The organism is Amycolatopsis sp. DSM 110486 (assembly GCF_019468465.1).
In the GTDB taxonomy this organism is placed as follows: Bacteria; Actinomycetota; Actinomycetes; order Mycobacteriales; family Pseudonocardiaceae; genus Amycolatopsis.
The window spans coordinates 6199948-6224034 of the sequence record NZ_CP080519.1 but is presented as its reverse complement, the minus strand read 5'-3'; the positions used below and the strand labels follow the sequence as shown (position 1 = coordinate 6224034).

The following is a 24087-nucleotide window of genomic DNA, read 5'->3' as shown; positions in this document are numbered from 1 at the left end:
ACGGGTGGCTCACGCGGTCTGGGCGACAGCGAGGCGCAAGCACACGACGAGCGCGCGCACGGCCTCTTCGACCTCTTCGAGCACCGGGAAGGTCGGCGCGATGCGGATCGTCGCGTCCTTCGGGTCGTCGCCGTACGGGTGCGTAGCCCCGGCCGGGGTCAGCGCGACGCCGGCCTCCTTGGCCAGGCGCACGATCTCCTTGGCGGTGCCCTCGGGCACGGTCAGCGAGATGAAGTACCCGCCGGTCGGCTTGGTCCAGGTGCCCAACCCCGAGTCACTGAGCTCCTCGGTGAGGATGCGGTCGACGGCCGCGAACTTCGGAGCGATGATCTCCGCGTGCTTGCGCATGTGGGCGCGCACGCCCTCGGCGTCCTTGAGGAACATCGCGTGGCGCAGCTGGTTGACCTTGTCCGGGCCGATCGTGCGCTTGGCGAGCACACCGGACCACCATGCGATGTTGGCCGGCGACGAGCCGAAGAACCCGACGCCGGCGCCGGCGAGCGTGATCTTCGAGGTGGAGCCGAACACGAACGCGCGGTCGGCGTTGCCGGCCTCGGCGCACAGCGCCAGGACGTCGGCGACCTCGACCTCGTTGTCCGTGAGGTGGTGCACGGCGTAGGCGTTGTCCCAGAAGATGCGGAAGTCCGGCGCGGCCGTGGGCATCGCGGCCAGGCGGCGGGCGACCTCGTCGGAGAAGGTGACGCCGGTCGGGTTCGAGTACTTGGGCACGCACCAGATGCCCTTGATGCCGGCGTCCTCGGCCACGAGGCGCTCGACCACGTCCATGTCCGGGCCGTCGTCGGTCATCGGGACCTGGATCAGCTCGATGCCGAAGCGCTCGGCGAGCGCGAAGTGGCGGTCGTAGCCGGGCACCGGGCACAGCATCGCGATGCGCGGCTCGTCGGCCCAGCGGCGCTCACCGCCCGGCAGGGTGCTCAGCAGCGCCTGCACCACGGTGTCGTGCATGAGCTCGAGGCTCGAGTTGCCGGCCGCGAGCAGCTGGTCGACAGGGACCTGCAGGGCGCCGGCGAAGATCCGGCGCAGCTCGGTCAGGCCCTTGAGGCCGCCGTAGTTGCGCGTGTCGGTGCCGTCTTCGGCCTTGTACTCGCCGTTGGGCAGCGTGAGCAGGTCCGCGGAGAGGTCGAGCTGCCGGGGGGACGGCTTGCCGCGGGTGATGTCCAGGGAGAGGCCGCGCTCGACGAGCGCCGCGTAGTCGCGACGGGCGGTGTCGACGTCGACGGGAGCAGTGGTCATGGGCTCAACGCTAAACCGCGCGTCGCTACCATTTCGGGTGACCCCCTGTCCAGGGTCTACCGTGGGGTCTCGTGCGTCTCGTGGTCCATGCCGATCAGCGTCAGTTCTCGTTGCGGGACAACACCGCCTGGGTCCCCGGCGACGGTGGGTGGTCCGACGAGGCGGTGAACTCGCACCGGATCGCGGTGGAGCCGTCGTCGCTCGCGGTCGCGACCGCGCGCTCCGACCTGGTCGAGGTGGACGTCGCCGTGCACCCCGGCCCGCCGGCTGTGCTCGCCGACGCCGAGCACGTGGTCGAGGCCGACCTCGCCGTGGCGGGCGGGAACGTGACGCTCGCCGGTCCGGCCGACTACCCGGGTCAGGAGCGCGTGCTGGAGCTCGCGCCCGGCCGCTACCGCGTGCGAGTGTCCTATGTGGAGAGTGGCCCGCCGGCCGTGACGTGGAACGAGCACGAGTACGGCGAGCACTTCCGCTACGTCGTGGACCTGTGGCCGGTTCACACCGCGGCGCCGGTCACCGTGGTGCGCCAGGGCGCCGCGGTCTGGGACGGCTGAACGGCCGTCCGGGACCCCTCCCGCCGCAGGGCTCTTACCGTCTTCGCAGAGCAACGCGGAAAGCGGGGAGAGGCAGTGCGGGACAGCCAGAAAGCCGAGATCGCCCAGATCTCCGAGGCCGTGGCGCGGTCGATGTTCACCCAGGCCGCGATGTACTGGGGCATCGACCGCGAGGTGCACGCGCGTCTGCCCGAGACGATCCGCCGTCACGCCGAGGGACTGCTGCCGCCGCTCGCGCGGGCCGCGGTCGCCGACGCGACGCCGGACCTGGCCGAGGCCCAGGCGTCGGTGGAGCTCGCGCTGCGGGACACGCTGCGCGCATCGGCGGCCGAAGCGGTGGAGACCACGTCGGCGCGGCTGCTCCCGGAGCTGGCCGAGCGCGCGGTGCAGGCAGCGACGCCCGACGTCGAGTCCATCCGCGCGAAGCTGGTGTCCGCAGCCACACCGGAGGTAGCCGAAGCCCTGCGCGAGCAGACCGCCCACACCGTGGGCGAAGCCGTGGCGCAGGCCACCGCCGAGCTGCGGACCACGCTCGCCGATCAGCTCCGGCGCACGGTGCTGCCGGACCTCGCCCGCGAGGCCATCGCGAAAGCCACGCCCGATCTCGGCGAGGCCCGCGAGCACCTGCTGCACGAAGCGACGGCCGCGCTGTCCGGCACGATCGAGAAGGCCGTGGCCGAGGTGGCGCGGCAGGCCAAACCCGACCTCGTCGAGCGCGTGTCGGCCGTGGCCCTTGCCCGCGTCCGCTCGGCCGTGCAGGCGGCGGCCGAGAAGGAGCTCGCCCGGTATTCGCCGACCGTGGTGTCGGTGGTGCTGCCCCAGGGCAAGCCGATCGAGCTGGCCGAGGACACCCACTCCGTGCTGCCGGAGGTGCTGGTCGCGCTGCACGCGCGCTGCCACGTGCTGCTCGTCGGTCCTGCGGGCACCGGCAAGTCCATGCTGGCCAAGCACGCGGCGCAGGCGCTGGGCCTGCAGTTGCAGGCGCTTTCGCTGGGCCCGACCACCCCGATGAGCAAGGTGTTCGGCTATTACGACGCCAACGGCCACTACCACGACACACCGTTCCGCCGTGCGTTCGAGCACGGTGGCGTGATGCTGCTCGACGAGCTCGACAACGGCCACCCCGGCCTGCTGGCCGAGCTCAACCAGGCGCTCGCGCTGGGCGTGTGCGCCTTCGCCGACCGCATGGTCACCGCGCACGCCGACTTCCGGCTCGTGGCCACCGGCAACACCTACGGCACCGGCGGCGACCGCCAGTACGTCGGCCGCCAGACGCTCGATTCGGCCACGCTGGACCGGTTCGTGGTCCTCGACGTGCCCATCGACGAAGGGCTGGAGGAACGGATCGCGCTGCGGCACGCGCCTTCGCACCCGGACGAGGTGGAGGAGCTGGTGGCGTCGATCCGCGAGCTGCGCGCGACCGCGCTGGCCAAGAAGCTCCCGGTGATCCTCTCGCCGCGCGCCAGCATCGACGGCGCGAAGCTGCTGGAAGCCGGCGCCACCGTGGAACAGGTCATGCAGTGGCGCGTGATCCGCGGGCTGTCCGACGCCCACCGCGCGGCGCTCGGGCTGGACTGACGCCGTGCTGCCGAGCCACCTGCCCCCGATGCTGTCGTGGCACGAGTTCGTCGAGAGCGCGACCGCACCGCCCACGATCGACGCGCCGGGCAGCCGGGAGACCGGCACCGACTGGCCGGGCGCGACGTGGGAGGAGGCTCTGCGGCTGGCCGTCGACGGCTGGCCGGTCGCCCTGGAGGAAGCCGGCATCACCGTCGACGAGCTCCGTGCCGGCGCGGGCCTCGGCCACCAGGTGACCGAGCTGCAACCGTCGTGGGACGTCACCGGCAGCGAGGTCGACATCGGCGCCTACCTCTCCGGGGTGCCCGAGTGCATGGTCGACGCCGTCCCCCGCCAGATCTCCCGCCGCGGCAAGGTCGTCACCTTCCTCATCCCGGCCGCCTACTCCAACCGCATCGCCCACGACGTGATCATCAACCGCGGCCTGGCGCTGGTGACCCTGTGCGCGGCGATCATCGACGCGGGCCACAGTGTCGAGGTCTGGTCCGGTTTCACCGGAATGTTCACCATTGCCCGCGAGAAGCTGCGCACGCACGCGGTCGCCCGGGTGATCTCGGCCGGAGAACCTCTCGACGTCGGCCGCCTGATCTTCGGCGTCGCCCACCCCGCGATGCTGCGCCGCCTCTGGCTCGGCGTCTGGGACGCGCAACCGGCGGCGGTCGCGCAGACCGTCAACGACCACAACTTCGGCATCGCCTGCGACTGCCGGCCGGACGACCTGCCGGCCGAGGTGACGGATCCGTACGTGTTCCCGTACCTCACCGAGCAGGACCGCCAGTGGGACGACCTGCCGACGGCGCTGGACTGGGCGAAGGGGCTGTTCGGGGAGCTGGGGTTGATCCAGCACTGAAAAACACCGTGCGCACCGCGGCCGCGGCGGTCAGACTGAGGCTCGTGCACATGATCGACTTGCCCGATGTCGTCCGCGGCGCCCTGGAACTCGAGCGCACCGAGCGTGGCCTCGTGCCGCACCGGTTGCCCGCGTGGGCCAGGGCACGCGGCGACGCGCAGCTGGCCATGGTGGAGGCGCAGCCCTCCGGGGTGCGGCTGGTGTTCCGGACCGCGGCGACCGTCTTGGAGCTGGACGCGGTGCGCACCAAGGTGTCCTACGTCGGCGCGGCAGCGCGGCCCGACGGGGTGTACGAGCTGTTCGTGGACGGCGCTCCCGCCGGCGCGGGGACGGTGGGCGGCGGGGACGAGCTCCTCGTCGACATGACGACCGGCGGCACCGAGGTGCGGCGCGGCGAGCCGGGCACGGTGTGGTTCGCCGGCCTGCCCGCGCGGACCAAGGACGTCGAGATCTGGTTGCCGCACAACGAGCTCACCACGCTCGTCGAGCTGCGGACCGATGCGCCGGCCAGCGCGGCGAACCCCGACGGCCGGCTGCGGTGGCTGCACCACGGCAGCTCCATCAGCCAGGGGTCGGGCGCGGCGAGCCCCACCACGACGTGGCCGGCGGTGGCCGCGAGGCACGCGGGCGTGGAGCTGACCAACCTGGGCTTCGGCGGCAGCGCGCTGCTGGATCCGTTCACCGCGCAGGTCATGCGCGACACCCCGGCCGACGTCGTGAGCGTGAAGCTCGGCATCAACGTCGTCAACGCCGACCTCATGCGGCTGCGCGCGTTCGGCCCCGCCGTGCACGGGTTCCTCGACACGATCCGCGCCGGCCACCCCACCACACCGCTGCTGGTCGTCTCACCGCTGCTGTGCCCGATCCACGAGGACACCCCCGGCCCCGGCGCCCCGGTCTTCGAGGCCGACGGCGTGGTCCGCTTCCGCGCGACCGGCGAACCCGGCCCGGGCAAGCTGACGCTGAAGGTCATCCGGGAAGAACTCGCGCGGGTCGTCGCGCAGCGCGGCGACGACCCGAACCTGCACCTGCTCGACGGCCTGACCCTGTACGGCGAGCAGGACTTCGCGGAGCTGCCCCTGCCCGACGCCCTGCACCCGGACTCCGAGACCCACCGGCGCGTCGGCGAACGCTTCGCGCACCTGGTGTTCGGCTCAGGCGGCCCGTTCGCTTAGAGCGGGCCGGAGCGGGGACCCGCCTGGCTCGGCACGACGCACGCCGGGCCGAGCCAGGCCCCCGGTGAGCGATCAGTAGCCGGATACCCCGCCGGCCGTGCCCGTGCCGTTCGACGTGGTCGCCGGCGCGGCCCCGCCCGGGGTGACCACGAGCGCGTGCCAGGTGCCCAGCACGCCGTCACCCTTCGTCTGCCCGGGGGCGCTGTCCTGGGCGTAGGTATAGACGGGCTTCCCGTTGAAGGTCTCCTGCTGGATACCGTCGGAGCGGGTGAACGTGGCGAGCTGCCCGGGCAGGCTCACGCCGTTCGCGGGCTGCGCCGGGCCGGTGATCGGCGGCCAGAGCGACTTGCACCCACTGTCGGTGCACGCGGACATGCCGGGCTTGTCTTCGTCGAACGTGTAGAGCGTGAACCCCTTGGCGTTCGTGAGAACCGTCCCGAGTGAGGTGTTCGCCTCGCCCACGGTCGCGGGCGCGGCCGCCGAGGAGGCTGGCGCTTGAGCGCCGGCCGGCGGGGGCGCCGAGGCGGCCATGCTGCCGCTCCCGCACGCGGCCAGTCCGGCCATCGCCGCCGCCGCGGTGCCCGCGATCGCTAGAATCCTGAGGTTTTTCACGGTTTCCACCCTTCTCCTTCGCGACTCCCCCACCCGGAACCACGTAGCGCCCCGGTTCCCGGTTCGACCGGAACCCCTTGCAGCGGCACACATCACATCAAGTCGTCCACTGTGGACATACCAGGGTGAATCGGGTCACTGCGGTGAACAAAGACGACTCGGCTTTCGTGTGACTGGTGCGATACACGGTCAGCCGGTCGGAACATTCCCGGCGAACGCGCCGAATTCGCCCGCGGACGAAGGGACTTACAGCGGGTCGAGGCCGGTGATCTTCCACGACCCGTCGACGCGGTGCGCGGTCACGGCCAGCTGCGCGACCGAAGACTGCGGCGCTCCCCCGCCGGGCAGGATCGTCTGCTGGTCCAGGAAAAGCAGCAGGGTCGCGTCGTCGCCGTGGAGGGTGCGGACGCCCGCCGAGCGGACGGCGGTGGTGCGGATCAGCTTGCCGTCGGTCGCGCGTTTGCTCGCGGTGGCGAACTGCGCGTGGTACTGGCCGACGGCCGGGCCGGTGAGCAGTTCGGCGGCGGCCCGCGAGGTACGGTCGAGGTTGGCGTAGTCGTAGGAGAACAACGCCTTCACGCCGGCACTCACCTGGTCGCGCACCTGGGTGGTGGTGGCCTGGTCCACCAACGCGTCGTCATCGCGGGGCTGCAGCGCCGAGGCCTGCACGGCGAACCACACGGCGCACGCGAGCGCCACCACGGTCACGGCGATCGACCAGCGCTTCACGAGCCCACCGCCTGGACGCCGCCGACCTTCCACGTGTCGCCGTCGCGCGCGAAGTCCACGGTCAGCCGCGCCTGTTTCGGCACGGCCGCGCCGCCACCGGTGCTCACGCGTACGTCGAGCACGGCGATGACCCGGGCCGTCCCCGCAGCCGGGTCGAGGTCGGTTACCGCGGCCTGCAGCAGCGACGCCGTGGAGACGGTCTTGGTGCTCGTCGCGCGGTCGAGCTGCAGCTGCCGGTCGCCGGCGAGGTTCGCCCCGTACTGCCCGGTGGTCGCACCGATCCAGCGGTCCACGTCGGCGCCGCCGGTGTGGTAGTCGATCGTGTTGAGGGCGACCAGTTCCGTGCTCGCCGCGGCGAGCACGGCGTCGCGGTCGCGGCCACGCGCCAGGGCGTCGTCGTGCGCCGCGCGCCACCACGACCAGCCGAACCACGCGGCCGCCAGCACGGCCAGCACGGGCACGACCACGAGCAGCCGCGCCTTCATCACGACCCGCCCAGCAGCGCCCCGAGGCCGCCGGCCGGCGGCGTGAGCAGGCCGAGCAGACCCGGCAACTGGTTCGCGTCCGGAGTGGCCGACGGCGCCGATTCCTTCGGCGCGGCCGGGATCGCGGGCGGCTTCCCGGCATACGGCGCGTTCTGCGCACCGCGGACCTCGACCGGGCTGCCCGGCGGCTCGGCGCAGTAGGCGTTCACGTTCACCGGCGCCTCGGTGGTGTCATTGGCCGGGCGCTGTTTCGTGCCCTCGTAGCCCTTGGTGCACGACGCCGGGTCGAAGAAGTTGAACACCACGCCCAGGTGCCCGGTGCCGTCCGGTGACGTCGACGGCGAGAACGCCGAGATCACCGGGTAGGCGACCAGCAGCTCCTCGATCGCGTCGGTGCGTGCGGACGTGATCTGAGCGGTGGTCAGGGAGTTCGCGAAGATCACGCCGAGATCGGTGCCCGAGGTGGCGAGCACGTCGCTGATCTGGCGGCTCAGCTGCGGCGCCTGGTCGATCACCGTGCGCAGGTCGGGATCCGACGACTTGAGCTGCGCCGCGATCGTCTTCAGCCCGCCCGCGAAGTCGGTGATGTTCTGCGCCTGGCGCTCCTGCGTGGCGAACACCGTGCGCGAGTTGGCCAGCAGCCCGCGCGTCTGCGGGATGTACTGCGCGGCCTTGGCGGTGAGCGAACCCGTGCTGTCCAACAGCTTCTGCAGCTGCGGGCCCGTGCCGGCGAACGCGTCGTAGGTCTCGTCGACCACGGTCTTGAGCGAGTCCGGGTGCACGCTCGCCACGAGATCGTCCAAATGCGACAGCACGGAGTCGGGCGACGCGGGCAGCGACGTGCGGTCCTGCGTGATCACCGAGCCGTCGTGCAGGTACGGACCCGTCTCGCGGTCGGGCAGCAGGTCCACGAACTGCTCCCCCACCGCCGAGCGGTTCGCCACCTGCGCGTGGAGGTCGTCGGGGATGTCCGGGCCGCCGGAGTCGAGGTCGAGGTGCACGTCGAGGCCGTGGCCGGTGAGCGTCATGGCCGACACGCGCCCGACCGTCACGCCGCGGTAGGCGACCTCGGAGTTGACGAAGATGCCGCCGGAATCGGCCAGCTGCAAGGTGACCTGGTAGCCACGGGAGCCGAAAAGCCGGTCGAGGCCCGCGTACTTGCCGCCCGCGTAGACCACCGACACCACGGCGATCACCACGAACGCGATGAGCTGGATCCGCGTCTTGCGCGAGGTCATCCGGCACCTCCCCCGAGCAGGCCGCCCAGGAGGCCGCCGAGCAGCCCGCCGGGTCCGGCCTGGTTCTTCGCCGGCGGCGCCGTGGTCGGCAAGGGCAGGGGCAGCTCCGGAGTGGCCGATCCTGGCTGCTGCGAGGTCAGCCCGGCGATCTGGATCGGCGGCTGCGAGGTGTTCGTGAAGTTCTGCAGCAGCTTGTCGAGATCGAGGTTCACGGTCGCGTCGACGTTGGCGTAGTCGCCCTTGATCGTGTTGCCCGCGTAGTCCGGGAACGGGTAGGTGAGCAGGATCTGCAACGCGTTGGGCAGGTCCTGACCCGCCTCGCCGAGCTTTTGCAACGTCGGCTGCAGCGCCTTGAGGTTCGCGACGAGCTGGTCGCGGCTGCGGTTCACCGTGTCGACCGCGACGCCCGAAAGCTTGTTGAGCGCGTTCAGCATCCCCACGAGCTGGTCGCGCTGGTCGGCCACGATCTTCAGGCCCGGCGCCAGGTTGTCCAGCGCGGTCTTGATGTTCTGCTGCTGTCCGGCGAGCGTGTGCGAGAGCTTGCCCAGCCCGTCGATCGCGCGCAGGATCTCGCCCTTGTGCGAGTCGAGCTGCGTCGCGAGATCGTCCACTCGCGACAGCAGCGCGCGCATCTCGGGTTCGTTGCCGGACAACGCGTCGTTGAGCTCGTGGCTGATGTCCTGCAGCTGGCCGAGGCCGCCGCCGTTGAGGAGCAAGGAAAGCGCGCCGAGCACTTCCTCGACCTCGGGGTTGCGGTTGGTGCGCCCGAGCGGGATCTGCGCGCCGTCGGCGAGGTGACCGGCGGGTTTTTCCGCGGTGGGCTGGCCCAGCTCCACGAACTTCTCCCCCAGCAGGCTCGACTGCCGCAGCTCGGCGCGCGCGTTGGCGGGCAGCTGCACGTCGCCGTTGACAGTCATGGCAACCAGCGCCGAGCGGGTGTCGGGTGTGAGGGTGATCTTGTCGACCCGGCCCACGGCCACGTCGTCCACCTTTACGCTCGCCTGTGGCACGAGGTCGAGCACGTCGGTGAACAGCGCCGTCACGTGGTACGGGTGGTCGCCGAGATCGGGCCCGCCTGGCAGCGGTGTGGAGTACAGGCCGTTGAACCCGCCGTCGCTGCAGCCGGCGAGCACGAGCACGCCGGCGAACACCCCGGCCAGGCGCCGCCGCTTCACTTGCCACCGCCGGAAAGCTGCGTCATCACGTCGACGAGCGGGAGCGGCAACGGGGGCAGCTGGCCGTTCTGCAGCGAGTTGAGCACCTGCGGCACGGTCGGCAGCTTGAGCGCGCCGTCGAGCACCGGCGCGAGCTGCTTGCAGATGTCGGTCAACGTGGTGGGCACGCCCTTCGGGGTGCCCGCGGCGAGGATGCGGCAGACGGTGAGGATCGGCGGGTTGGTGATCTCGTTGAGGTTGTCGCGCACGGCGATGGTGCCCGACGCGGCGTCGTAGGAGTTGATGAAGTTCGTGGCGCCGGTGGGCGCGATGTCGAGCACCTCGGCGAGGGCGGCGCGCTGGTCCACGAGCACACCCGTCAGCGACGCCAGTTTGTCCACATTGGACTCCAGGCCGGCCTTGTTGTCGGCCACGAACTGTTTCACGTCACCGAGCGAGGAGGCCAGGGAGTTCAGCGCGGCTCCGACGTCGGCCGAGTCGTCGGCGAGGAACCCGCTGACGTCGGCGACGCGTTCGTAGAACTCGTTGAGCTGGCCGTCGCTTTGGGCGAGGGCGTCCGTGAACGAGTTCAAGTTCTGGACGGTGGCGAACAGGTCGTCCTTGGAGTCGTCGAGCGTGCCCGCGAGGTCGGCGAGGCGGCCGACGGTGGAGTTGAGGTCGGAGCCGTTGCCCTTGAGGTTGGCGGCCGCGGTGTCGAGGACGTCGGACAGGGCGCCGTTCTTGTTGGCACCGTTGGGGCCGAGCGCGGTGGAGAGTTTGTCGAGGCTCGCGTAGAGGTCGTCGAGCTCCACGGGCGTGGCGGTCTTGTCGCGCGCGAGGACGGCGCCGCTCGCGAGCGTCGGGCCGCTGTCGTAGGCCGGCGTCAGCTGCACGTAGCGGTCGCTGACGAGACTCGGAGCGACCACGACGGCGCCGACGTTCACGGGGATCGGCACGTCGTCGTTCACGCGCATGTCCACGCGCACGGCCTGCCCGTCCGGCGTCACGGCGGTGACCTCGCCGACGGGCACGCCGAGCACTCGGACGGAAGAACCCGCGTAGAGCCCGACGGTTTTGCCGAAGTACGCGGAGAGCGTGGTGCCGTTGGCAGTGCGGAATACGAGCCACAGTCCCGCCGTGAGCAGCAACGCGGCCACACAGGCGAAACCCAGCCACGTCACCAAGTTGCGCTGCGTCTTCGTTTCGATAGTCATGCCGCCTCCGCGGGAGAAAGCACGTCGGCGGTGGTCACCGGCCACCCACCCCCTGGTTCGGCGCCGCGATGGGCGGGGTGCAGCCCTCGGGGTTGATCGACAGCCCGCCCGCGGTGATCGTCGGCGGCAGCAGCCCGCACAGGTAGCCTTCGAACCAGCGGCCGTTACCCGTCGCGTTGGCGCCGACGCGCGCGAACGGCGCCATCAGTGCCAGGCCGCGATCGAGGTTGCCCTGGTTGCGCTGCAGCACATCGGTCACCTTCCCCAGCGCGTCGAGCGTCGGCTTCAGCTGCGCCCGGTTGTCGGCGACGAGCCCGGAGAGCTGCTGCGAGATCTGCTGCGTGCCCTTGAGCAGCGCGCTGATCTGGTCGCGGCGGTTCTGCAGCTCGGTCAGCAGCAGGTTGCCGTCGCTGATCACCTGCTGCAGCTGGGTGTTGCGGTCCGAGAGCGTCTTGGAGATCGTGCTCGTGCCGGCCAGCAGCGTGTGCAGATCGTCGTCGCGCGAGGACACCGTTTTCGACAGCGCGGACAAGCCCGAGAGCGTGTCCTTCAGGTACTGCGGGCTGTCCTTCAGCGAGTCCGACAACGCGGTGAAGCTGTCGGCGAGCTGCTTCGTGTCGATGTCACCGACGGTCGTCGACAGCTGGTCGAACGCGTCCTGCAGCTGGAACGGCGTGCGCGTGCGCTGCAGCGGGATCGTGTCGCCGGGGCTCTGCGTACCGCCGCCCTTCGGGTCGAGCGCGAGGTACTTCTCCCCCAGCAGCGTCTTGATCTCGATCGACGCGGTGGACGTGTCGCCCACGCGCACGCCCTTCACGCGGAACTTCACCAGCACCTGCTTGTGCGCCAGCTCGACCGACGTCACCTGGCCCACCTTCACGCCGGCGACCTCCACCTCGTTGTCCGGCGCGAGCCCGGCGGCTTCGCCGAAGTAGGCGGAGTACGTGGAGCCGTTGCCGAACATCGGGATGCTGTCGGAGAAGTAGGCCACGGCGGTCACGAGCAGGATCAGCACGAGCGTCACCCCGCCGACCGCCGCTTGGTTGCGTTCCTTGAGCCGCTTCACGGGCCACACCTCGGCGCGCGCTCGGTGGCGGGCAGCGGCACGATCGGCAGCGTCACGTCCAGCGACGAGATCCCGATCGTGCCTTCGATCCCGCAGAGGTAGTAGTTGAACCAGCTGCCGTAGCTAAGCGTGCGCGTGAACTTCTCCAGGTTGCCCGGCAGCACCTGCAGCAGGTGGTCGAGCAACTGGTCGGAGTCCGCGAGATTGTTCGACAGCGTGCCGAGCTGCTTGACGTCGTCCTTCACCGCCGGGCGCGCGTCGGCGAGCAGGCCCGACGTGGTCTCGGTCAGCTCGCCCAGCGCGCCCACGGCGTCGCCGATCGGCTTGCGCTGCTCGGCCAGGCCGCTCACGAGCCGCTGCGTCTGGTCGATGAGGTCACCCAGCTGCGGGCCGCGCGAGTTCACGGTGGTCAGGACCTGGTTGAGGTTGTCGATGACCTGCCCGATCACCTGGTCCTTGCCGGCGATCGACGTCGTGATCGACGCGGTGTGCGCCAGCAGGCTCGTGACCGTCCCGCCCTCGCCCTGGAACACCTGGATGATCTCGGCCGAGAGCTGGTTGACCTCCTTGGGGTCCAGCGCTTGGAACAGCGGCTTGAACCCGTTGAACAACACGGTGAGGTTCAGCGCGGGTTTGGTGCGCTCCGGCGGGATCGTTGCGCCGTTGGCGAGGGTGCCGCCGCCGGTGACGTCGGTGCCGAGCGCGAGGTAGCGCTGGCCGACGAGGTTGCGGTACTTGATCGTCGCGGTCGTGAGCGCGGGCAGCTTGTACTGCGCGTCGACGGCGAAGCGCACGTCAGCGAAGTTCTGCTCGCCCTGCTGCACGTCGATCGAGTCGACCTGCCCCACCTTCACGCCGGAAATGCGGACGTCGTCGCCCGGCTGCAGGCCCGACGCGTCGGTGAACTTCGCGGCGAACCCCGCCGTGGTGCCGAAGTTCGTGTTCGCGATGGTGGCCGCGAGGATGCCGGTGAGCAACACCGTGACGGCGGCGAAGATCAAGATCTTCACCAGTGCGGGGACGAAGGACCTCACTTGAGCTCCACCTCCGCCCCGCGGTAGAGCGGCCCGACGAGCAGGCCGGCCCAGCCGGGCACCTGGTCCGGCGTCGTCCCCATGGCGGACGACGCCAGCAGGTCGATCAGCTGCTCCTCGTCGGTCGAGCCGATGACGGAAGGCGCGCCGCCCGATTCACCACCACCGCCGGACTGGCCACGGCCGGCGACGGTGTTCGACGTGATCGCGCCTGAGGTGATCTCGCCGGGCAGCGACTCGGCGGGGCTGTGCGGCGGCGTGGGCTTCGTGGAGCCGTCCTTGACCGCGCCGTCGGGCGGGTACTGCGGCCAGTACCCGGGTTTCGGCACCTGCGGGTAACAGCGGGGGCCGCGCTTGTCGTCGTACTTGGGCTCGTCGACGCCCGGCAGGTACTTGCCGCGGCTCGCGGTGAACTCGATCGTCACGCGGCTCACCTCGGGGTGGGCCGTGCCCTTGCCGAACGCCAGCTCCGCTTCGGGTACGGACGCGGCGAGCTGCTTGAGCAGGCAGGGGTACTCGGGCGCGTACTTCGCGAGCACGTCGAGCGTCGGCTGCACAGCCGTGGTGAGCCGGATCAGGTTGTCCTTGTTGACGTTCAGGAAGCTCGTGAGGTCGGCCGAAGCCGCCGAGACCGAGGCGTACACATCGGACAGTCCCTGGCGTTTCTCCACAATGGTCTGAGTCGTCGTGGTGAGGTCGGCCAACGCGTCGAGCAGATCGGGCGCGGCCTTGTCGTAGGTGGCCGAAACGTCGGCCAGCCCCGTGATGTCGGCCTTGAGGTCGGGCAACGACGGGTTCAGCTGCCCGAGGTAGTCCGAGAGGTTCACGAGTGTCTGGCCGAGCTGCTTCCCGCGCCCGTCGAGCGCGGTCGACACGGCACTGAGTGTGCTCGAGAGCTTCTCCGGCTGCACGGCCTGCAGCAGCGGCATCACGTCGTCGAGTACTTGTTCCAGCTCGATCGCCGTGCTGCTGCGGTCCTGCGGGATCAGGTCACCGGCTTCGATGTGCGCGGCGGGCTTTTCGGGCAGTTGCAACGCGACGTAGCGCTCGCCGAAGAGCGTCTTGGGCAGCAGCCGCGCCGAGACGTTGCTCGGGATCTCGTCGATCTTGTCCGGCTGCAACGCGAGCTCGAGCTCCGCGTGGTCGCCTTTCGCGGTGACCGAACGGATCTCGCCCACGAGCAGGCCGCGCACCTTCACGTCGCCGCCCGTGCGCAGCTGGCTGCCGACGTGGTCGGTCTCCAGCTTCACCAGCGTGACGGGCGTGAAGACCTTCTTGTAGATCGCGATCGTGGTCGTGAAGAACAGCGCCGCGACGACGAGGAAGACCAGCCCCAGCACCTGGTACCGGAGCCGCTTCAGCGTTTCGCGCCGCGTGCTCATCCGGAGATCCGCACGGTGGTATTGGCGCCCCAGATCGCGAGACTGAGGAAGAAGTCGAGCACCGAGATCAGCACGATCGACGTGCGCACCGCGCGGCCCACCGCCACGCCGACGCCGGCCGGCCCGCCGTCGGCGGTATAGCCGTAATAGCAATGGGAGAGGATCACGATCACGCTGAACACGATCACCTTGGCGAAGGACCACAACACGTCTTCAGGGGGCAAGAACAGCGTGAAGTAGTGGTCGTAGGTGCCGGCCGACTGGCCGTAGAGCCAGATGGTGATCTGGCGCGACGCGAGGTAGGACGAAAGCAGGCCGATCGCGTACAGCGGGATCACCGCGGTCACCCCGGCGAGCACGCGCGTGGTCACGAGGTAGGGCATGCTCGGCACGGCCATCACCTCGAGCGCGTCGATCTCCTCGGAGATCCGCATCGCGCCGAGCTGTGCGGTGAAGCCGCAGCCGACGGTCGCCGACAGCGCGAGCCCGGCCGAGAGCGGCGCGACCTCGCGGGTGTTGAAGTACGCGGAGATGAACCCGGTGAGCGCGGCGGTGCCGAGCTGGTTGAGCGCGGAGTAGCCCTGCAGGCCCACGATGAGCCCGGTGAACAGCGTCATGCCGATCATCACGCCGAGCGTGCCGCCGATCACCGCGAGCCCGCCCGTGCCGAAGCAGACTTCGGTGAGCAGCCGCCGGGTCTCGTGGCCGTAGCGGCGGATCGTGCGCGGCGACCAGGCGAGCGCGCGGCCGTAGAACGACAGCTGGCGCCCGAGGCCTTCCAGGCTCGCGCCCGGGCGCGCGATGATCTCGAGCGTCCGGTCGGACAGCGCGGGGGCCTCGATCGGTTCGGCGGTCACGTCACAGCGCCTTCGGCGGCACGATCTTGAGATAGATCGCGGTCAGCACGACGTTGATGAGGAACAGCAGCAGGAACGTGATCACCACGGCCTGGTTCACCGCGTCGCCCACGCCCTTCGGCCCGCCCGCGGGGTTCAGGCCGCGGAAGGCCGCGACCACGCCGGCGACGAAGCCGTAGAGGAACGCCTTGATCTCGCTGATCCACAGATCCGGCACCTGGGCCAGCGCGTTGAAGCTGGCCAGGTACGCGCCCGGCGTGCCGCCCTGCAGCACGACGTTGAAGAAGTAGCCGCCGAGCACCCCGACCACGCTGACCAGGCCGTTGAGCAGCACCGACACCACGATCGCGGCCAGCACGCGCGGCACGACGATGCGCTGGATCGGGTTGACGCCGAGCACTTCCATCGCGTCGATCTCTTCACGGATCTTGCGCGCGCCTATATCGGCACAGACCGCGCTTCCTCCTGCGCCGGCCACGAGCAGCGCCGTGATCAGCGGGGCGGCCTGCTGCACGATGGCGAGCGCGCTCGCGGCCCCTGTGAACGACTGCGCGCCGATCTGCGTGGTCAGCGACCCCAGCTGGAGCGCGATCACGGCCCCGAACGGGATGGCGACCAGCGCCGTCGGCAGGATCGTGACACTCGCGAAGAACCAGCACTGCTGGATCCATTCGCGGAACTGGAACGGACGCCGGAAGACCGCCCGCAGCACCTCCCAGGACAGCGTGGCGAGCCGGCCGACCTGGGTCAGCGCCGCGGTGCCCGGGAGGGTGATCGAGCCGCTGTCGCTCACCACACCTCCCAGTAGTCACCCCCGAGTCTTGTCCATACCTCCCGCCCGAGTTCCGTTAGCGGTGTTCACTACTCGCTCTCAGTCGTGTGGATCACTCCATCCATGCCCCCACCGCCGCCCTCAACGGAGGAGCTTCGCTCCGCTGGTCAGACTTTTAACGCATGAGTCGCCGTAGCTCCCCCATCCGCTACGAACTCGCTCCCGGTGCAGTACGAACTCTCGTCACTCGCCAGGAACACCAGCAGCGGCGCGATCTCGTCGGCCCGCCCGACCCGGCCGAGCGCCACCTTCTTGCCGACCCACGACACGTCCACGTCGGTGCCGGCGGCCTCGGAAACCATCTGTGTGTCGATCATGCCGGGGTGGACCGAGTTCACCCGGATGCCACGCTTGCCCAGCTCCAGCGCGGCGACCTTGGTCATCCCGCGGATCGCGAACTTGCTCGCGGTGTAGGCGACGAGGAACGGCATCCCGGCAAGTCCCTCCACAGAGGACACGTTGACGATGGAGCCGCCACCGGCCCCGGTCATCGGTTCAACGACCGACCGCATCCCGAGAAACGCCCCGATCTGGTTCACGCGCACCACGCGTTCGTAGTCGGCCAGCGTGGTGCTCTGCAGTTCGGCGAAATGCAGCACGCCGGCGTTGTTCACGAGCACCGTCGGCGGCCCGAACTCGGTGACGGTCCGCTCGACCGCGGCCGTCCAGCCGTCCTCGTCGCCCACGTCGAGGTGCTGGAACACGGCCGCGTCGCCGAGGTCGGCGGCGAGCTGCTTGCCTTCGGCGTCGAGCACGTCGGCGATCACCACCCGCGCGCCCTCGGCCACGAACGCGCGTGCGGCCGCCGCGCCCTGGCCCCGCGCCGCGCCGGTCACGAGGGCGACGCGGCCGTCGAGCCGGCCCACTACATCAGCTCCTCGCCGAGCGGCATGAGCACGGTCTTGAGCTCGGTGTAGGCCTCGAATGCCGAGAGCCCGCCCTCACGGCCGAGGCCCGACTGCTTGAAGCCGCCGAAGGGCAGGTGCGGCTCGACCTGGAAGCCGTTGACGCCGATCGTGCCCGCGCGCAGCCGCCGGGCCACGCGGAACGCGCGGGCGGAGTCGGCGGTGAAGAGACCGGCGCCGAGGCCGTACTCGGTGTCGTTGGCAAGCGTGATCGCTTCTTCTTCCGAGCCGAACGGGACGACGGCCAGTACGGGCCCGAAGATCTCTTCCTGCGCGATGGTGGCGTGGTTGTCCACGTCGGCGAAGATCGTCGGGGCCACGAAGTTCCCGTTGGCGTAGTCGCCGTCGAGCCGTTTGCCGCCGGTGACGAGCCGGCCCTCGGCCTTGCCCTTCTCGATGTAGCCGAGCACGCGCTCGAGCTGGCGGCCGTTCACGAGCGGGCACGAGATCACCGTCGGGTCGAACGGGTCGCCGTACGTCACGGCCGCCGCCATGCCCTGCGCGGCGGCGAGGAACTCGTCGTAGACGTCGCGGTGGACCAGCGCGCGGGTGTTGGCCACGCACGCCTGGCCCGACAGGCCCATGGTGACCGCGCCCATCGTGGTCATCGCCGCGAGGCCGACGTTGGGCGCGTCGGGGAACACGATGGCGGGGCTCTTGCCACCGAGCTCCAGCGACACGCGCTTGAGCGTGCCCGCCGACGCCTCGACGATGCGTTTGCCCACGGCGCGGCTGCCGGTGAAGCTGACCTTGTCCACGTCCGGGTGCGTGATGAGCCGCTCGCCCGTCGGGTCGCCGGGGCCGGTCATCAGGTTGAGCACGCCCGTGGGCAACCCCGCCTCGGCGAGCAGCTCGACCATGCGGATCACGGCGAACGACGCGTACTCCGAAGCCTTCAGCACCACCGTGCAGCCCGCGCCGAGCGCCGGCGCGACCTTCTGCGCGAAGAGCAGGAACGGGGCGTTCCACGGCAGGATCGCCCCGACCACGCCGATCGGCTCACGGAAGGTCAGGGCCAGGTGGTCGCCGCCCTGGTAGGGCGGGAGCGTCTGGCCGCCCGCCTTGTCGACCCAGCCGGCGTGGTGGGTGAACACGTCGGCCGCGGCGGCCACCGACGTCGCGTAAATGGCGCCGAAGGACAGCGGCACGCTGTTGTCCAGGGCCTGCAGCGCGCGCAGCTCGTCGGCGTGGGCGCGCAGCAGCTCGGCGTACTTCAGCAAAACGGCGATGCGGGTGCTCGCGCGCGAGGTTCCCCAGGTCGCGAACGCCGCGCGCGCGGCGGCCACGGCGTCGTCGACGTCGGCGGCCCCGGCCACGGCGAACTCGCCGATCTCCTCGCTGGTGGCGGGGTGCAGGTGGGTCCAGGTCGCGCCGTCACGCGCGGGTGTCCACTCGCCGCCGATGAACAGCTGCCCGGCCTTGAGCCCGGCTTCGTCGCGGTGGGGTAACACGGTGAGCGTCATGAGGTCTCCCGGGAGGTCAGGGCAGGGTGAGGAGCTCAGTGGCGGCGAACATCCGCTCCGGGTCGCGGCCGGCGAAATGGGCGCCGACCGTCTCCGCCAGCTCGGTGGGGGTCCACGTGCCGTGCGCGGTGTCGAAGCGCTGCTCGACCGAAGGCGGACGCAGCAGCGCGACCATGCCGCCGTGGACGACGAAAACCTGGCCGTTGACGTGGTCGGCCGCGGGCGAGGCGAGGAAGGCCACGAACGGGGCGACGTGCTCGACCGACAGCGGATCGAGGCCGTTTTCGGGCGCCTCGCCGAAGACGTCCGCCGTCATCGCCGTGCGGGCGCGGGGGCAGATCGTGTTGGCGCGCACGCCGTACTTCGCGAGCCCATGCGCGGCGGACACCGTGAGCGCGGCGATGCCGGCCTTGGCGGCGGAGTAGTTGGGCTGGCCGGGCGAGCCGACGAGGAAGGCTTCGGACGCGGTGTTCACCAGCCGTCCGTAGACCGGTTTTCCGTCCACTTTGGAGCGTTCGCGCCAGTGTCTCGCGGCGGCGCGGGAGAGCAGGAAGTGGCCGCGCAGATGGACGGCGATGACCTGGTCCCACTCGGCGTCGGTCATCGAGAACAGCATGCGGTCGCGCAGGACACCGGCGTTGTTGACCACGATGTCGAGACCGCCGAAGTGGTCGACGGCGGCGGTGAGCAGTTCCTGCGCGGTGGCGGTTTCGGAGACGTCGCCCGCCACCGCAAGGGCTTTGCCGCCGCCCGCTTCGATCTCTTCGACGACTTCGCCGGCTTCGGTGACGTCGTTGACCACCACCGCCGCGCCTTCGCGCGCGAGGGCGAGCGCCTCCGCGCGGCCGAGGCCGGCGGCGGCTCCGGTGACGATCGCGACCTTGCCGTCGAGGCTCACGCCAGCGTCACCACCTGGCGGATCACGTCGGTGCTGCCTTCGCGCAGGAGGCCGAGGCCGTCGTTGATGTCGGCGAAGGTGAGGCGGCGCGAGATCATGCCGTCGAGGTCGAGCAGCCCGGCGCGCCAGAACCGCAGCATGGTCGCGGTGTCGCGATGGACGTGTGACGAACCGTAGAACGAGCCGAGGATCTTCTTGTCGTGCAAGAAAAGCTCCTGCGCGCTGAACGACACCATCGCGTCTCCGCGCCCGGCGCCGACGACCACGACCGCACCACCGCGGCGTGCGGCGTCCCAGCCGGCACGGATCGTGGCGGGCGCCCCGACCACGTCGAAGGCGTAGTCAAAGCCCTCGCCACCGGTCAGCTCACCCTTGAGCTGGTCGAGGTGCTCCGGCGTCACGGCGTGGGTGGCCCCGAAGCGTTGCGCGACGGAATGCTTGCCCTCCACCGGATCCACGGCGACGATCGTGGCCGCGCCGGCGATGCGCGCGCCCTGGATCACGGAGATCCCGACGCCGCCACAGCCGAAGACCACGACCGTGGAGCCCGGCTCCACCTGCGCGGTGTTGAGCACGGAACCGACGCCGGTGAGCACACCGCACGCGATCAGCGCGGCCGTCTCGAACGGCACGTCGGCGTCGACTTTGATCGCGCCGGACGAGGGAACCACGACCTCGTCGGCGAACGTGCCGAGCCCCGCGTAGCCGAACAGCGGCGTGTCGCCGAGGCGGAACCGCGGCGTCGTGAACGCGGCGATCGCGTGCACGGCGCACAGGTTCGGCTGCCCCCGCAGGCAGTTGGCGCACGCGCCGCACGGCGGGACGAACGAGACGGTGACGTGGTCGCCCGGCACGAGATGCGTGACCGCGGAGCCGACTTCGAGGACTTCGCCCGAACCCTCGTGGCCGACGACGCCGGGTGTGAGGGCGGGCAGCGTGCCGTCCATCGCGGAGAGGTCGCTGTGGCAGATGCCCGACGCCCGCACCCGGATCCGGACCTCGTCCGGGCCCGGATCGACGGTGGTGACGTCGTCCCGCAGCTCCAGCTTGTCGTCGCCGATCGCGTTCAATACGGCTGCTCTCACCGCGAGCCTCCTCGTCGAAGCCTGCCAGAATGAGCCCAGACTAGAATCTGTTCTCGTTTCAGGCAAGGCTCGTGACGCCTTCCTTATTGCTGGTCCGACTGCTACAAATAGAACAAGTTCTATACAACCGGTGGCGAGGTGAGCGGTGCGGATCGACCACACGGACGCCCAGCGTGAGCTGGCGGCGGAGCTCCGAGAGTACTTCGCCGAGCTGATGACGCCGGCCCGCCGGGAGAGCCTCGCCGCGAGTGGCGGCGAGTACGGCGATGGCGCGGCGTACAAGGAGATCGTGCGCCGGCTGGGCAAGGACGGATGGCTCGCGCTGGGCTGGCCGCGCGAGTACGGCGGGCAGGCGCGCTCGATGCTCGACCAGCTCGTGTTCACCGACGAGGCGGCGGCCGCGGGTGTGCCCGTGCCCTTCCTGACGGTGAACACGATCGGGCCCACCATCATGCGCTACGGCACCGAAGACCAGAAGGCGTTCTACCTGCCGCGCATCGCCGCCGGCGACCTGCACTTCTCCATCGGCTACTCCGAACCGGGCGCGGGCACGGACCTCGCTTCGCTGCGCACGCGCGCGGTGCGCGACGGCGACGAGTACGTGATCACCGGCCAGAAGATGTGGACCAGCCTCATCGAGTACGCCGATTACGTGTGGCTCGCCGCGCGCACCGACCCGGACGCGCCGAAGCACAAGGGCCTGTCGATGCTCGTCGTGCCGACGTCGGCACCCGGGTTCTCCTGGACGAAGGTCCACACCGTCGCGGGTCCCGGCACCAGCGCCACCTACTACGACGACGTGCGCGTGCCCGTGAGCGCGCGTGTCGCCGACGAGAACGCGGGCTGGCCCCTGATCACCAACCAGCTCAACCACGAGCGCGTCGCGCTGACCTCGGCCGCGCCGATGCGCACGGCACTGCACGACGTGATCGAGTGGGCGCGCACCGCCGTCACCCCCGAAGGCGCGCCGCTGCTCGACGCCGAGTGGGTGCGGCTGAACCTCGCCCGCGTGCACACCCGCGCGGAGTACCTGAAGCTGCGCAACTGGCAGATCGCGTGGGCGGCGGCGCAACGCGAGCTCGGGCCGGCCGAAGCGTCGGCGACGAAGGTGTTCGGCACGGAGTCCGCGATCGAGGCCTACCGGCTGCTGATGGAAGTGCTCGGCGGGGCGGCCGTCGTCCGCGAAGGGTCGCCGGGCGCGGTGCTGGCCGGCCGCATCGAACGGCTGCACCGCTCCGCCCTCATCCTCACCTTCGGCGGCGGCACGAACGAGGTGCAGCGCGACATCGTCGCCGCGGCCGCGCTCGGCCAGCCCGTGACGCGTTAGGAGCATCGCCGTGGACTTCTCCCCCACCGAGGCGCAGCAGGACCTCGCCGCACTGACTCGCCGCATCCTCGCCGACCATGTGACGCCGGAAACGCTGGGGCCGCACGGGTCCGGCGGCTTCGATGCTCCGCTGTGGACGCGGCTCGCGCAGTCGGGCGTGCTCGACGCGGCACTGCCCGCCGCGGTCGGCGGCGGCGGGTTCGGTTTGCTGGAGCAGTGCTCGGTGCTGATCGAGATCGGCCGGGCCGTGGCGCCGCTGCCCTACCGCGCTTCCGTGGTGCAGTCGGCCTCGGTGCTCGCGGAGCTGGGCCGGCCGGAGCTGGCGGAGCGCTGGCTGGTGCCGGTGTCGCGCGGTTCCGCCGTGCTGGCGGTCGCGTCCGGCGGCTTCACCGAGACCGGCGGACGGCTCACCGGTACGCAGACCGCGGTGCCGTTCGCGGCGTTCGCCGACGCGCTGCTGGTCGAAACCCCGCGCGGTGTTTTCCTGGTCGAACGCGACGCCCCCGGCGTCTCCGTCGCGGCGCAGCAGACGATCGACCACGCCGACGCGGGCCTGGTCCAGCTCGTCGACGCGCCCGGCACGGCCCTGGGCGAGGTCGGTCAAGCGTTGCGACAGCGCGGCGCGGTGGGGTTGTGCGCGCAGCAGCTGGGCGTCGTCGAGCGCGCCCTGGAGCTGACGGCCGCCCACACGCGTGAGCGCGAGCAGTTCGGCCACGTGCTCGGCGGATTCCAGGCCGTGCGCCAGCGTCTCGCCGACGCCTACCTGGACGTCGAAGCCGTGCGGCTCACGCTGTGGCAGGCCGCGTGGCGCCTGTCTGAAGGCCTGCCCGCCGACGCCGAGATCGCCACGGCGAAGTACTGGGCCGCCGAAGCCGGCCACCGCGTCGCCCATACCGCGGTGCACCTGCACGGCGGTGTCGGCATTGACGTCGAGCACCCCCTGCACCGCTACTTCGCGGCGGCCAAACGCCTCGAGTTCACCGGCGGCGGCGCCACGGCGCAACTGCTCACTCTGGGCGGTCTGCTCACTCGGTGAGCTTCGCCGGATCGGTGACGACGGTGAGCTCCGTGATCCGCCCCGCGACGATCGTGAACGCGAGCAGCGCCACCACCGTGCCGTCCTCGTCGAGGGACACGACGCCGGGGCGCCCGGACACGAGCACGTCCCGGCCCGCGGCGGCCAGGCCACCGGACAACCGCGCGCCGCTCGCGACCTTGGTGGCGCCGAGCACCACGACCACACCGTCCGGGGTCTCGGCCGTCAACCGCACGTCGGGGTCGAGCACCTGCAGCAGCCCCGCGAAGTCACCGTCGCGAGCCGCCGCCAGGAAGGCCCGGACCACGCCCCGCTGCTCCCGTCCGACGGCGGCAGGCCGCTCGGAGTCCCGCACCTTCCGGCGGGCGCGGCTGGCGAGCATCTTCGCCGCGGCGGTGGACTTGCCGAGGATCTGGCCGATCTCCTCGAACGGCACCGCGAACAGGTCGTGCAGCACGAACGCCAGCCGCTCGCCGGGACCGAGCGCGTCGAGCACCACCAGCAGCGCGAGCCCGACCGAGTCGGCGAGCGCGACGTCGTCCTCGGGCCCGTCGAGGGGCACCACGCCGTCGGGCAGCCGGTCGTCGCCCGGTGCCTGCGGCCGGGTCTGCCGCGCGCGCAGCACGTCGAGGCTGAGGCGGCCGACGACCGTGGTGAGCCAGCCGCCGAGGTTGTCGATGGCCGCCGGGTCCTGGCGGGACAGACGCAGCCACGCGTCCTGCACGACGTCGTCGGCGTCGGCGTGCGACCCGAGCACGCGGTAGGCGACGGCGCGCAGCCGTTCGCGCTGGGATTCGAACGCTTCCGCGATCGGGTCGGTCATGGTCGTTACCTTCCTCGCCACTGCTCCGTCATGGGGGATGACGAGCCCGAAGGGGCACAGGTAACCGATGGAGGAGCACCAGAGATGACAGCACCGACGAAGCGCGCGGCGAACACCGACGTGATGACCGCGATCCAGCACCTGACCCGCGCGATCCACGCCGGCGGCGTCGACCCGGGCCTGCTGGGGCTGGTCCACCTGCGCGCGAGCCAGATCAACGGCTGCAGCCCCTGCGTGTACGCCGGGGTCGAAGCGGCGAAGAAGCACGGGGAGACCGACGAACGGCTGCACAACGTGGCCGCCTGGCGCGACACGCCCTTCTTCACCGACGCGGAAGCGGCGGCGCTCGCGCTGACCGAGTCGGCCACCCGCCTGCAGGACGGCGCGGCGGGCGTCACCCCCGAGATCCGGGACGCCGTGGCCGCCCACTTCACCGAGGAGCAGCTGTCGGCGCTCACGCTGGAGATCGCGCTGACCAACTTCTTCAACCGCATCAACCGGATCAACGGGGAGCAGGCCGGCAAGACCTGGTGAGC

Annotated in this window: 24 protein-coding genes; 7 read left to right on the top strand and 17 right to left on the bottom strand. The window is 70.8% G+C overall.

Annotated features, from left to right (window positions below):
* Positions 1–9 precede the first annotated feature (9 nt).
* Entirely contained in the window at positions 10–1254 is a 1245-nt protein-coding gene (locus K1T34_RS30205; protein ID WP_220238156.1) for an aminotransferase class I/II-fold pyridoxal phosphate-dependent enzyme, read from the bottom strand.
* A gap of 71 nt (positions 1255–1325) precedes the next feature.
* On the opposite strand from K1T34_RS30205, the gene K1T34_RS30200 reads away from it, so the two are divergent.
* The 4 genes from K1T34_RS30200 to K1T34_RS30185 all read left to right on the top strand — a co-directional run bounded on the left by K1T34_RS30200 (position 1326) and on the right by K1T34_RS30185 (position 5411).
* Positions 1326–1808, top strand: coding sequence for a hypothetical protein (locus tag K1T34_RS30200; RefSeq protein ID WP_220238155.1), 483 nt, complete (start codon positions 1326–1328; stop codon positions 1806–1808).
* Between the two features lie 75 nt (positions 1809–1883).
* Entirely contained in the window at positions 1884–3386 is a 1503-nt protein-coding gene (locus K1T34_RS30195) for an AAA family ATPase (RefSeq protein WP_220238154.1), read from the top strand.
* A 4-nt stretch (positions 3387–3390) separates the two neighbouring features.
* Positions 3391–4236, top strand: a complete 846-nt coding sequence (locus K1T34_RS30190) for a hypothetical protein (protein ID WP_220238153.1) — start codon at positions 3391–3393, stop codon at positions 4234–4236.
* A 50-nt stretch (positions 4237–4286) separates the two neighbouring features.
* On the top strand, positions 4287–5411 hold the full coding sequence (locus K1T34_RS30185; RefSeq protein ID WP_220238152.1) for a GDSL-type esterase/lipase family protein: 1125 nt from the start codon (positions 4287–4289) through the stop codon (positions 5409–5411).
* Between the two features lie 72 nt (positions 5412–5483).
* Here the strand turns inward: K1T34_RS30185 and K1T34_RS30180 are convergent, their stop codons facing one another.
* The 15 genes from K1T34_RS30180 to K1T34_RS30110 form a co-directional block, all read right to left on the bottom strand.
* On the bottom strand, positions 5484–5942 hold the full coding sequence (locus tag K1T34_RS30180; RefSeq protein ID WP_220238151.1) for a hypothetical protein: 459 nt from the start codon (positions 5940–5942) through the stop codon (positions 5484–5486).
* Positions 5943–6269: 327 nt separating this feature from the next.
* Positions 6270–6752, bottom strand: a complete 483-nt coding sequence (locus tag K1T34_RS30175; protein ID WP_220238150.1) for a hypothetical protein — start codon at positions 6750–6752, stop codon at positions 6270–6272.
* The gene (locus K1T34_RS30170) at positions 6749–7237 is read right to left on the bottom strand and encodes a hypothetical protein (RefSeq protein WP_220238149.1); all 489 of its coding nucleotides are present in this window, start codon (positions 7235–7237) and stop codon (positions 6749–6751) included. Before K1T34_RS30170 ends, K1T34_RS30175 begins: the two co-directional genes overlap by 4 nt.
* Positions 7237–8475, bottom strand: a complete 1239-nt coding sequence (locus tag K1T34_RS30165; protein ID WP_220238148.1) for an MCE family protein — start codon at positions 8473–8475, stop codon at positions 7237–7239. The genes K1T34_RS30170 and K1T34_RS30165 overlap by 1 nt, the downstream gene beginning before the upstream one ends.
* The gene (locus K1T34_RS30160) at positions 8472–9650 is read right to left on the bottom strand and encodes an MCE family protein (protein WP_220238147.1); all 1179 of its coding nucleotides are present in this window, start codon (positions 9648–9650) and stop codon (positions 8472–8474) included. Before K1T34_RS30160 ends, K1T34_RS30165 begins: the two co-directional genes overlap by 4 nt.
* Positions 9647–10843 carry an MCE family protein gene (locus K1T34_RS30155; protein ID WP_220238146.1) on the bottom strand — a complete coding sequence of 399 codons (1197 nt, stop codon included), beginning with the start codon at positions 10841–10843 and terminating at the stop codon, positions 9647–9649. The genes K1T34_RS30160 and K1T34_RS30155 overlap by 4 nt, the downstream gene beginning before the upstream one ends.
* Before the next feature lie 34 nt (positions 10844–10877).
* Positions 10878–11909, bottom strand: a complete 1032-nt coding sequence (locus K1T34_RS30150; RefSeq protein ID WP_220238145.1) for an MlaD family protein — start codon at positions 11907–11909, stop codon at positions 10878–10880.
* On the bottom strand, positions 11906–12943 hold the full coding sequence (locus K1T34_RS30145; protein ID WP_220238144.1) for an MCE family protein: 1038 nt from the start codon (positions 12941–12943) through the stop codon (positions 11906–11908). Before K1T34_RS30145 ends, K1T34_RS30150 begins: the two co-directional genes overlap by 4 nt.
* On the bottom strand, positions 12940–14325 hold the full coding sequence (locus tag K1T34_RS30140; RefSeq protein WP_220238143.1) for an MCE family protein: 1386 nt from the start codon (positions 14323–14325) through the stop codon (positions 12940–12942). Before K1T34_RS30140 ends, K1T34_RS30145 begins: the two co-directional genes overlap by 4 nt.
* Complete coding sequence (locus tag K1T34_RS30135; protein ID WP_220238142.1) at positions 14322–15182, bottom strand: ABC transporter permease; 861 nt, start codon at positions 15180–15182, stop codon at positions 14322–14324. The genes K1T34_RS30140 and K1T34_RS30135 overlap by 4 nt, the downstream gene beginning before the upstream one ends.
* A gap of 1 nt (position 15183) precedes the next feature.
* The gene (locus tag K1T34_RS30130; protein ID WP_220238141.1) at positions 15184–15978 is read right to left on the bottom strand and encodes an ABC transporter permease; all 795 of its coding nucleotides are present in this window, start codon (positions 15976–15978) and stop codon (positions 15184–15186) included.
* Positions 15979–16121: 143 nt separating this feature from the next.
* On the bottom strand, positions 16122–16880 hold the full coding sequence (locus tag K1T34_RS30125) for a glucose 1-dehydrogenase (RefSeq protein ID WP_220238140.1): 759 nt from the start codon (positions 16878–16880) through the stop codon (positions 16122–16124).
* The gene (locus K1T34_RS30120; RefSeq protein WP_220238139.1) at positions 16880–18382 is read right to left on the bottom strand and encodes an aldehyde dehydrogenase; all 1503 of its coding nucleotides are present in this window, start codon (positions 18380–18382) and stop codon (positions 16880–16882) included. The genes K1T34_RS30125 and K1T34_RS30120 overlap by 1 nt, the downstream gene beginning before the upstream one ends.
* Before the next feature lie 16 nt (positions 18383–18398).
* Positions 18399–19280 (bottom strand): 3-oxoacyl-ACP reductase, encoded by an 882-nt coding sequence (locus tag K1T34_RS30115; protein ID WP_220238138.1) that lies wholly within the window; start codon positions 19278–19280, stop codon positions 18399–18401.
* Positions 19277–20365 (bottom strand): zinc-binding dehydrogenase, encoded by a 1089-nt coding sequence (locus K1T34_RS30110; RefSeq protein WP_220238137.1) that lies wholly within the window; start codon positions 20363–20365, stop codon positions 19277–19279. The genes K1T34_RS30115 and K1T34_RS30110 overlap by 4 nt, the downstream gene beginning before the upstream one ends.
* Before the next feature lie 145 nt (positions 20366–20510).
* On the opposite strand from K1T34_RS30110, the gene K1T34_RS30105 reads away from it, so the two are divergent.
* Positions 20511–21692 carry an acyl-CoA dehydrogenase family protein gene (locus tag K1T34_RS30105; RefSeq protein WP_220238136.1) on the top strand — a complete coding sequence of 394 codons (1182 nt, stop codon included), beginning with the start codon at positions 20511–20513 and terminating at the stop codon, positions 21690–21692.
* A 10-nt stretch (positions 21693–21702) separates the two neighbouring features.
* A complete protein-coding gene (locus tag K1T34_RS30100) occupies positions 21703–22728 on the top strand; it encodes an acyl-CoA dehydrogenase family protein (RefSeq protein ID WP_220238135.1) in 1026 nt (341 codons plus the stop codon).
* On the opposite strand, the gene K1T34_RS30095 is transcribed toward K1T34_RS30100, so the two are convergent.
* The gene (locus K1T34_RS30095; RefSeq protein WP_220238134.1) at positions 22718–23551 is read right to left on the bottom strand and encodes a sigma-70 family RNA polymerase sigma factor; all 834 of its coding nucleotides are present in this window, start codon (positions 23549–23551) and stop codon (positions 22718–22720) included. The two genes, K1T34_RS30100 and K1T34_RS30095, sit on opposite strands and share 11 nt — an antisense overlap.
* An 84-nt stretch (positions 23552–23635) precedes the next feature.
* Between K1T34_RS30095 and K1T34_RS30090 the strand changes: the two genes are divergently transcribed.
* On the top strand, positions 23636–24085 hold the full coding sequence (locus K1T34_RS30090; protein WP_220238133.1) for a carboxymuconolactone decarboxylase family protein: 450 nt from the start codon (positions 23636–23638) through the stop codon (positions 24083–24085).
* The last annotated feature ends 2 nt before the right edge of the window (positions 24086–24087 follow it).

Bases quoted from the DNA above. Each gene is read 5' to 3' on its own strand.
- K1T34_RS30180 (WP_220238151.1), bottom strand. From the start codon at position 5,942: ATGGCCGCCTCGGCGCCCCCGCCGGCCGGCGCTCAAGCGCCAGCCTCC.
- K1T34_RS30170 (WP_220238149.1), bottom strand. From the start codon at position 7,237: ATGAAGGCGCGGCTGCTCGTGGTCGTGCCCGTGCTGGCCGTGCTGGCG.
- K1T34_RS30205 (WP_220238156.1), bottom strand. From the start codon at position 1,254: ATGACCACTGCTCCCGTCGACGTCGACACCGCCCGTCGCGACTACGCG.
- K1T34_RS30165 (WP_220238148.1), bottom strand. From the start codon at position 8,475: ATGACCTCGCGCAAGACGCGGATCCAGCTCATCGCGTTCGTGGTGATC.
- K1T34_RS30120 (WP_220238139.1), bottom strand. From the start codon at position 18,382: ATGACGCTCACCGTGTTACCCCACCGCGACGAAGCCGGGCTCAAGGCC.
- K1T34_RS30090 (WP_220238133.1), top strand. From the start codon at position 23,636: ATGACAGCACCGACGAAGCGCGCGGCGAACACCGACGTGATGACCGCG.
- K1T34_RS30185 (WP_220238152.1), top strand. From the start codon at position 4,287: ATGATCGACTTGCCCGATGTCGTCCGCGGCGCCCTGGAACTCGAGCGC.
- K1T34_RS30140 (WP_220238143.1), bottom strand. From the start codon at position 14,325: ATGAGCACGCGGCGCGAAACGCTGAAGCGGCTCCGGTACCAGGTGCTG.
- K1T34_RS30095 (WP_220238134.1), bottom strand. From the start codon at position 23,551: ATGACCGACCCGATCGCGGAAGCGTTCGAATCCCAGCGCGAACGGCTG.
- K1T34_RS30155 (WP_220238146.1), bottom strand. From the start codon at position 10,843: ATGACTATCGAAACGAAGACGCAGCGCAACTTGGTGACGTGGCTGGGT.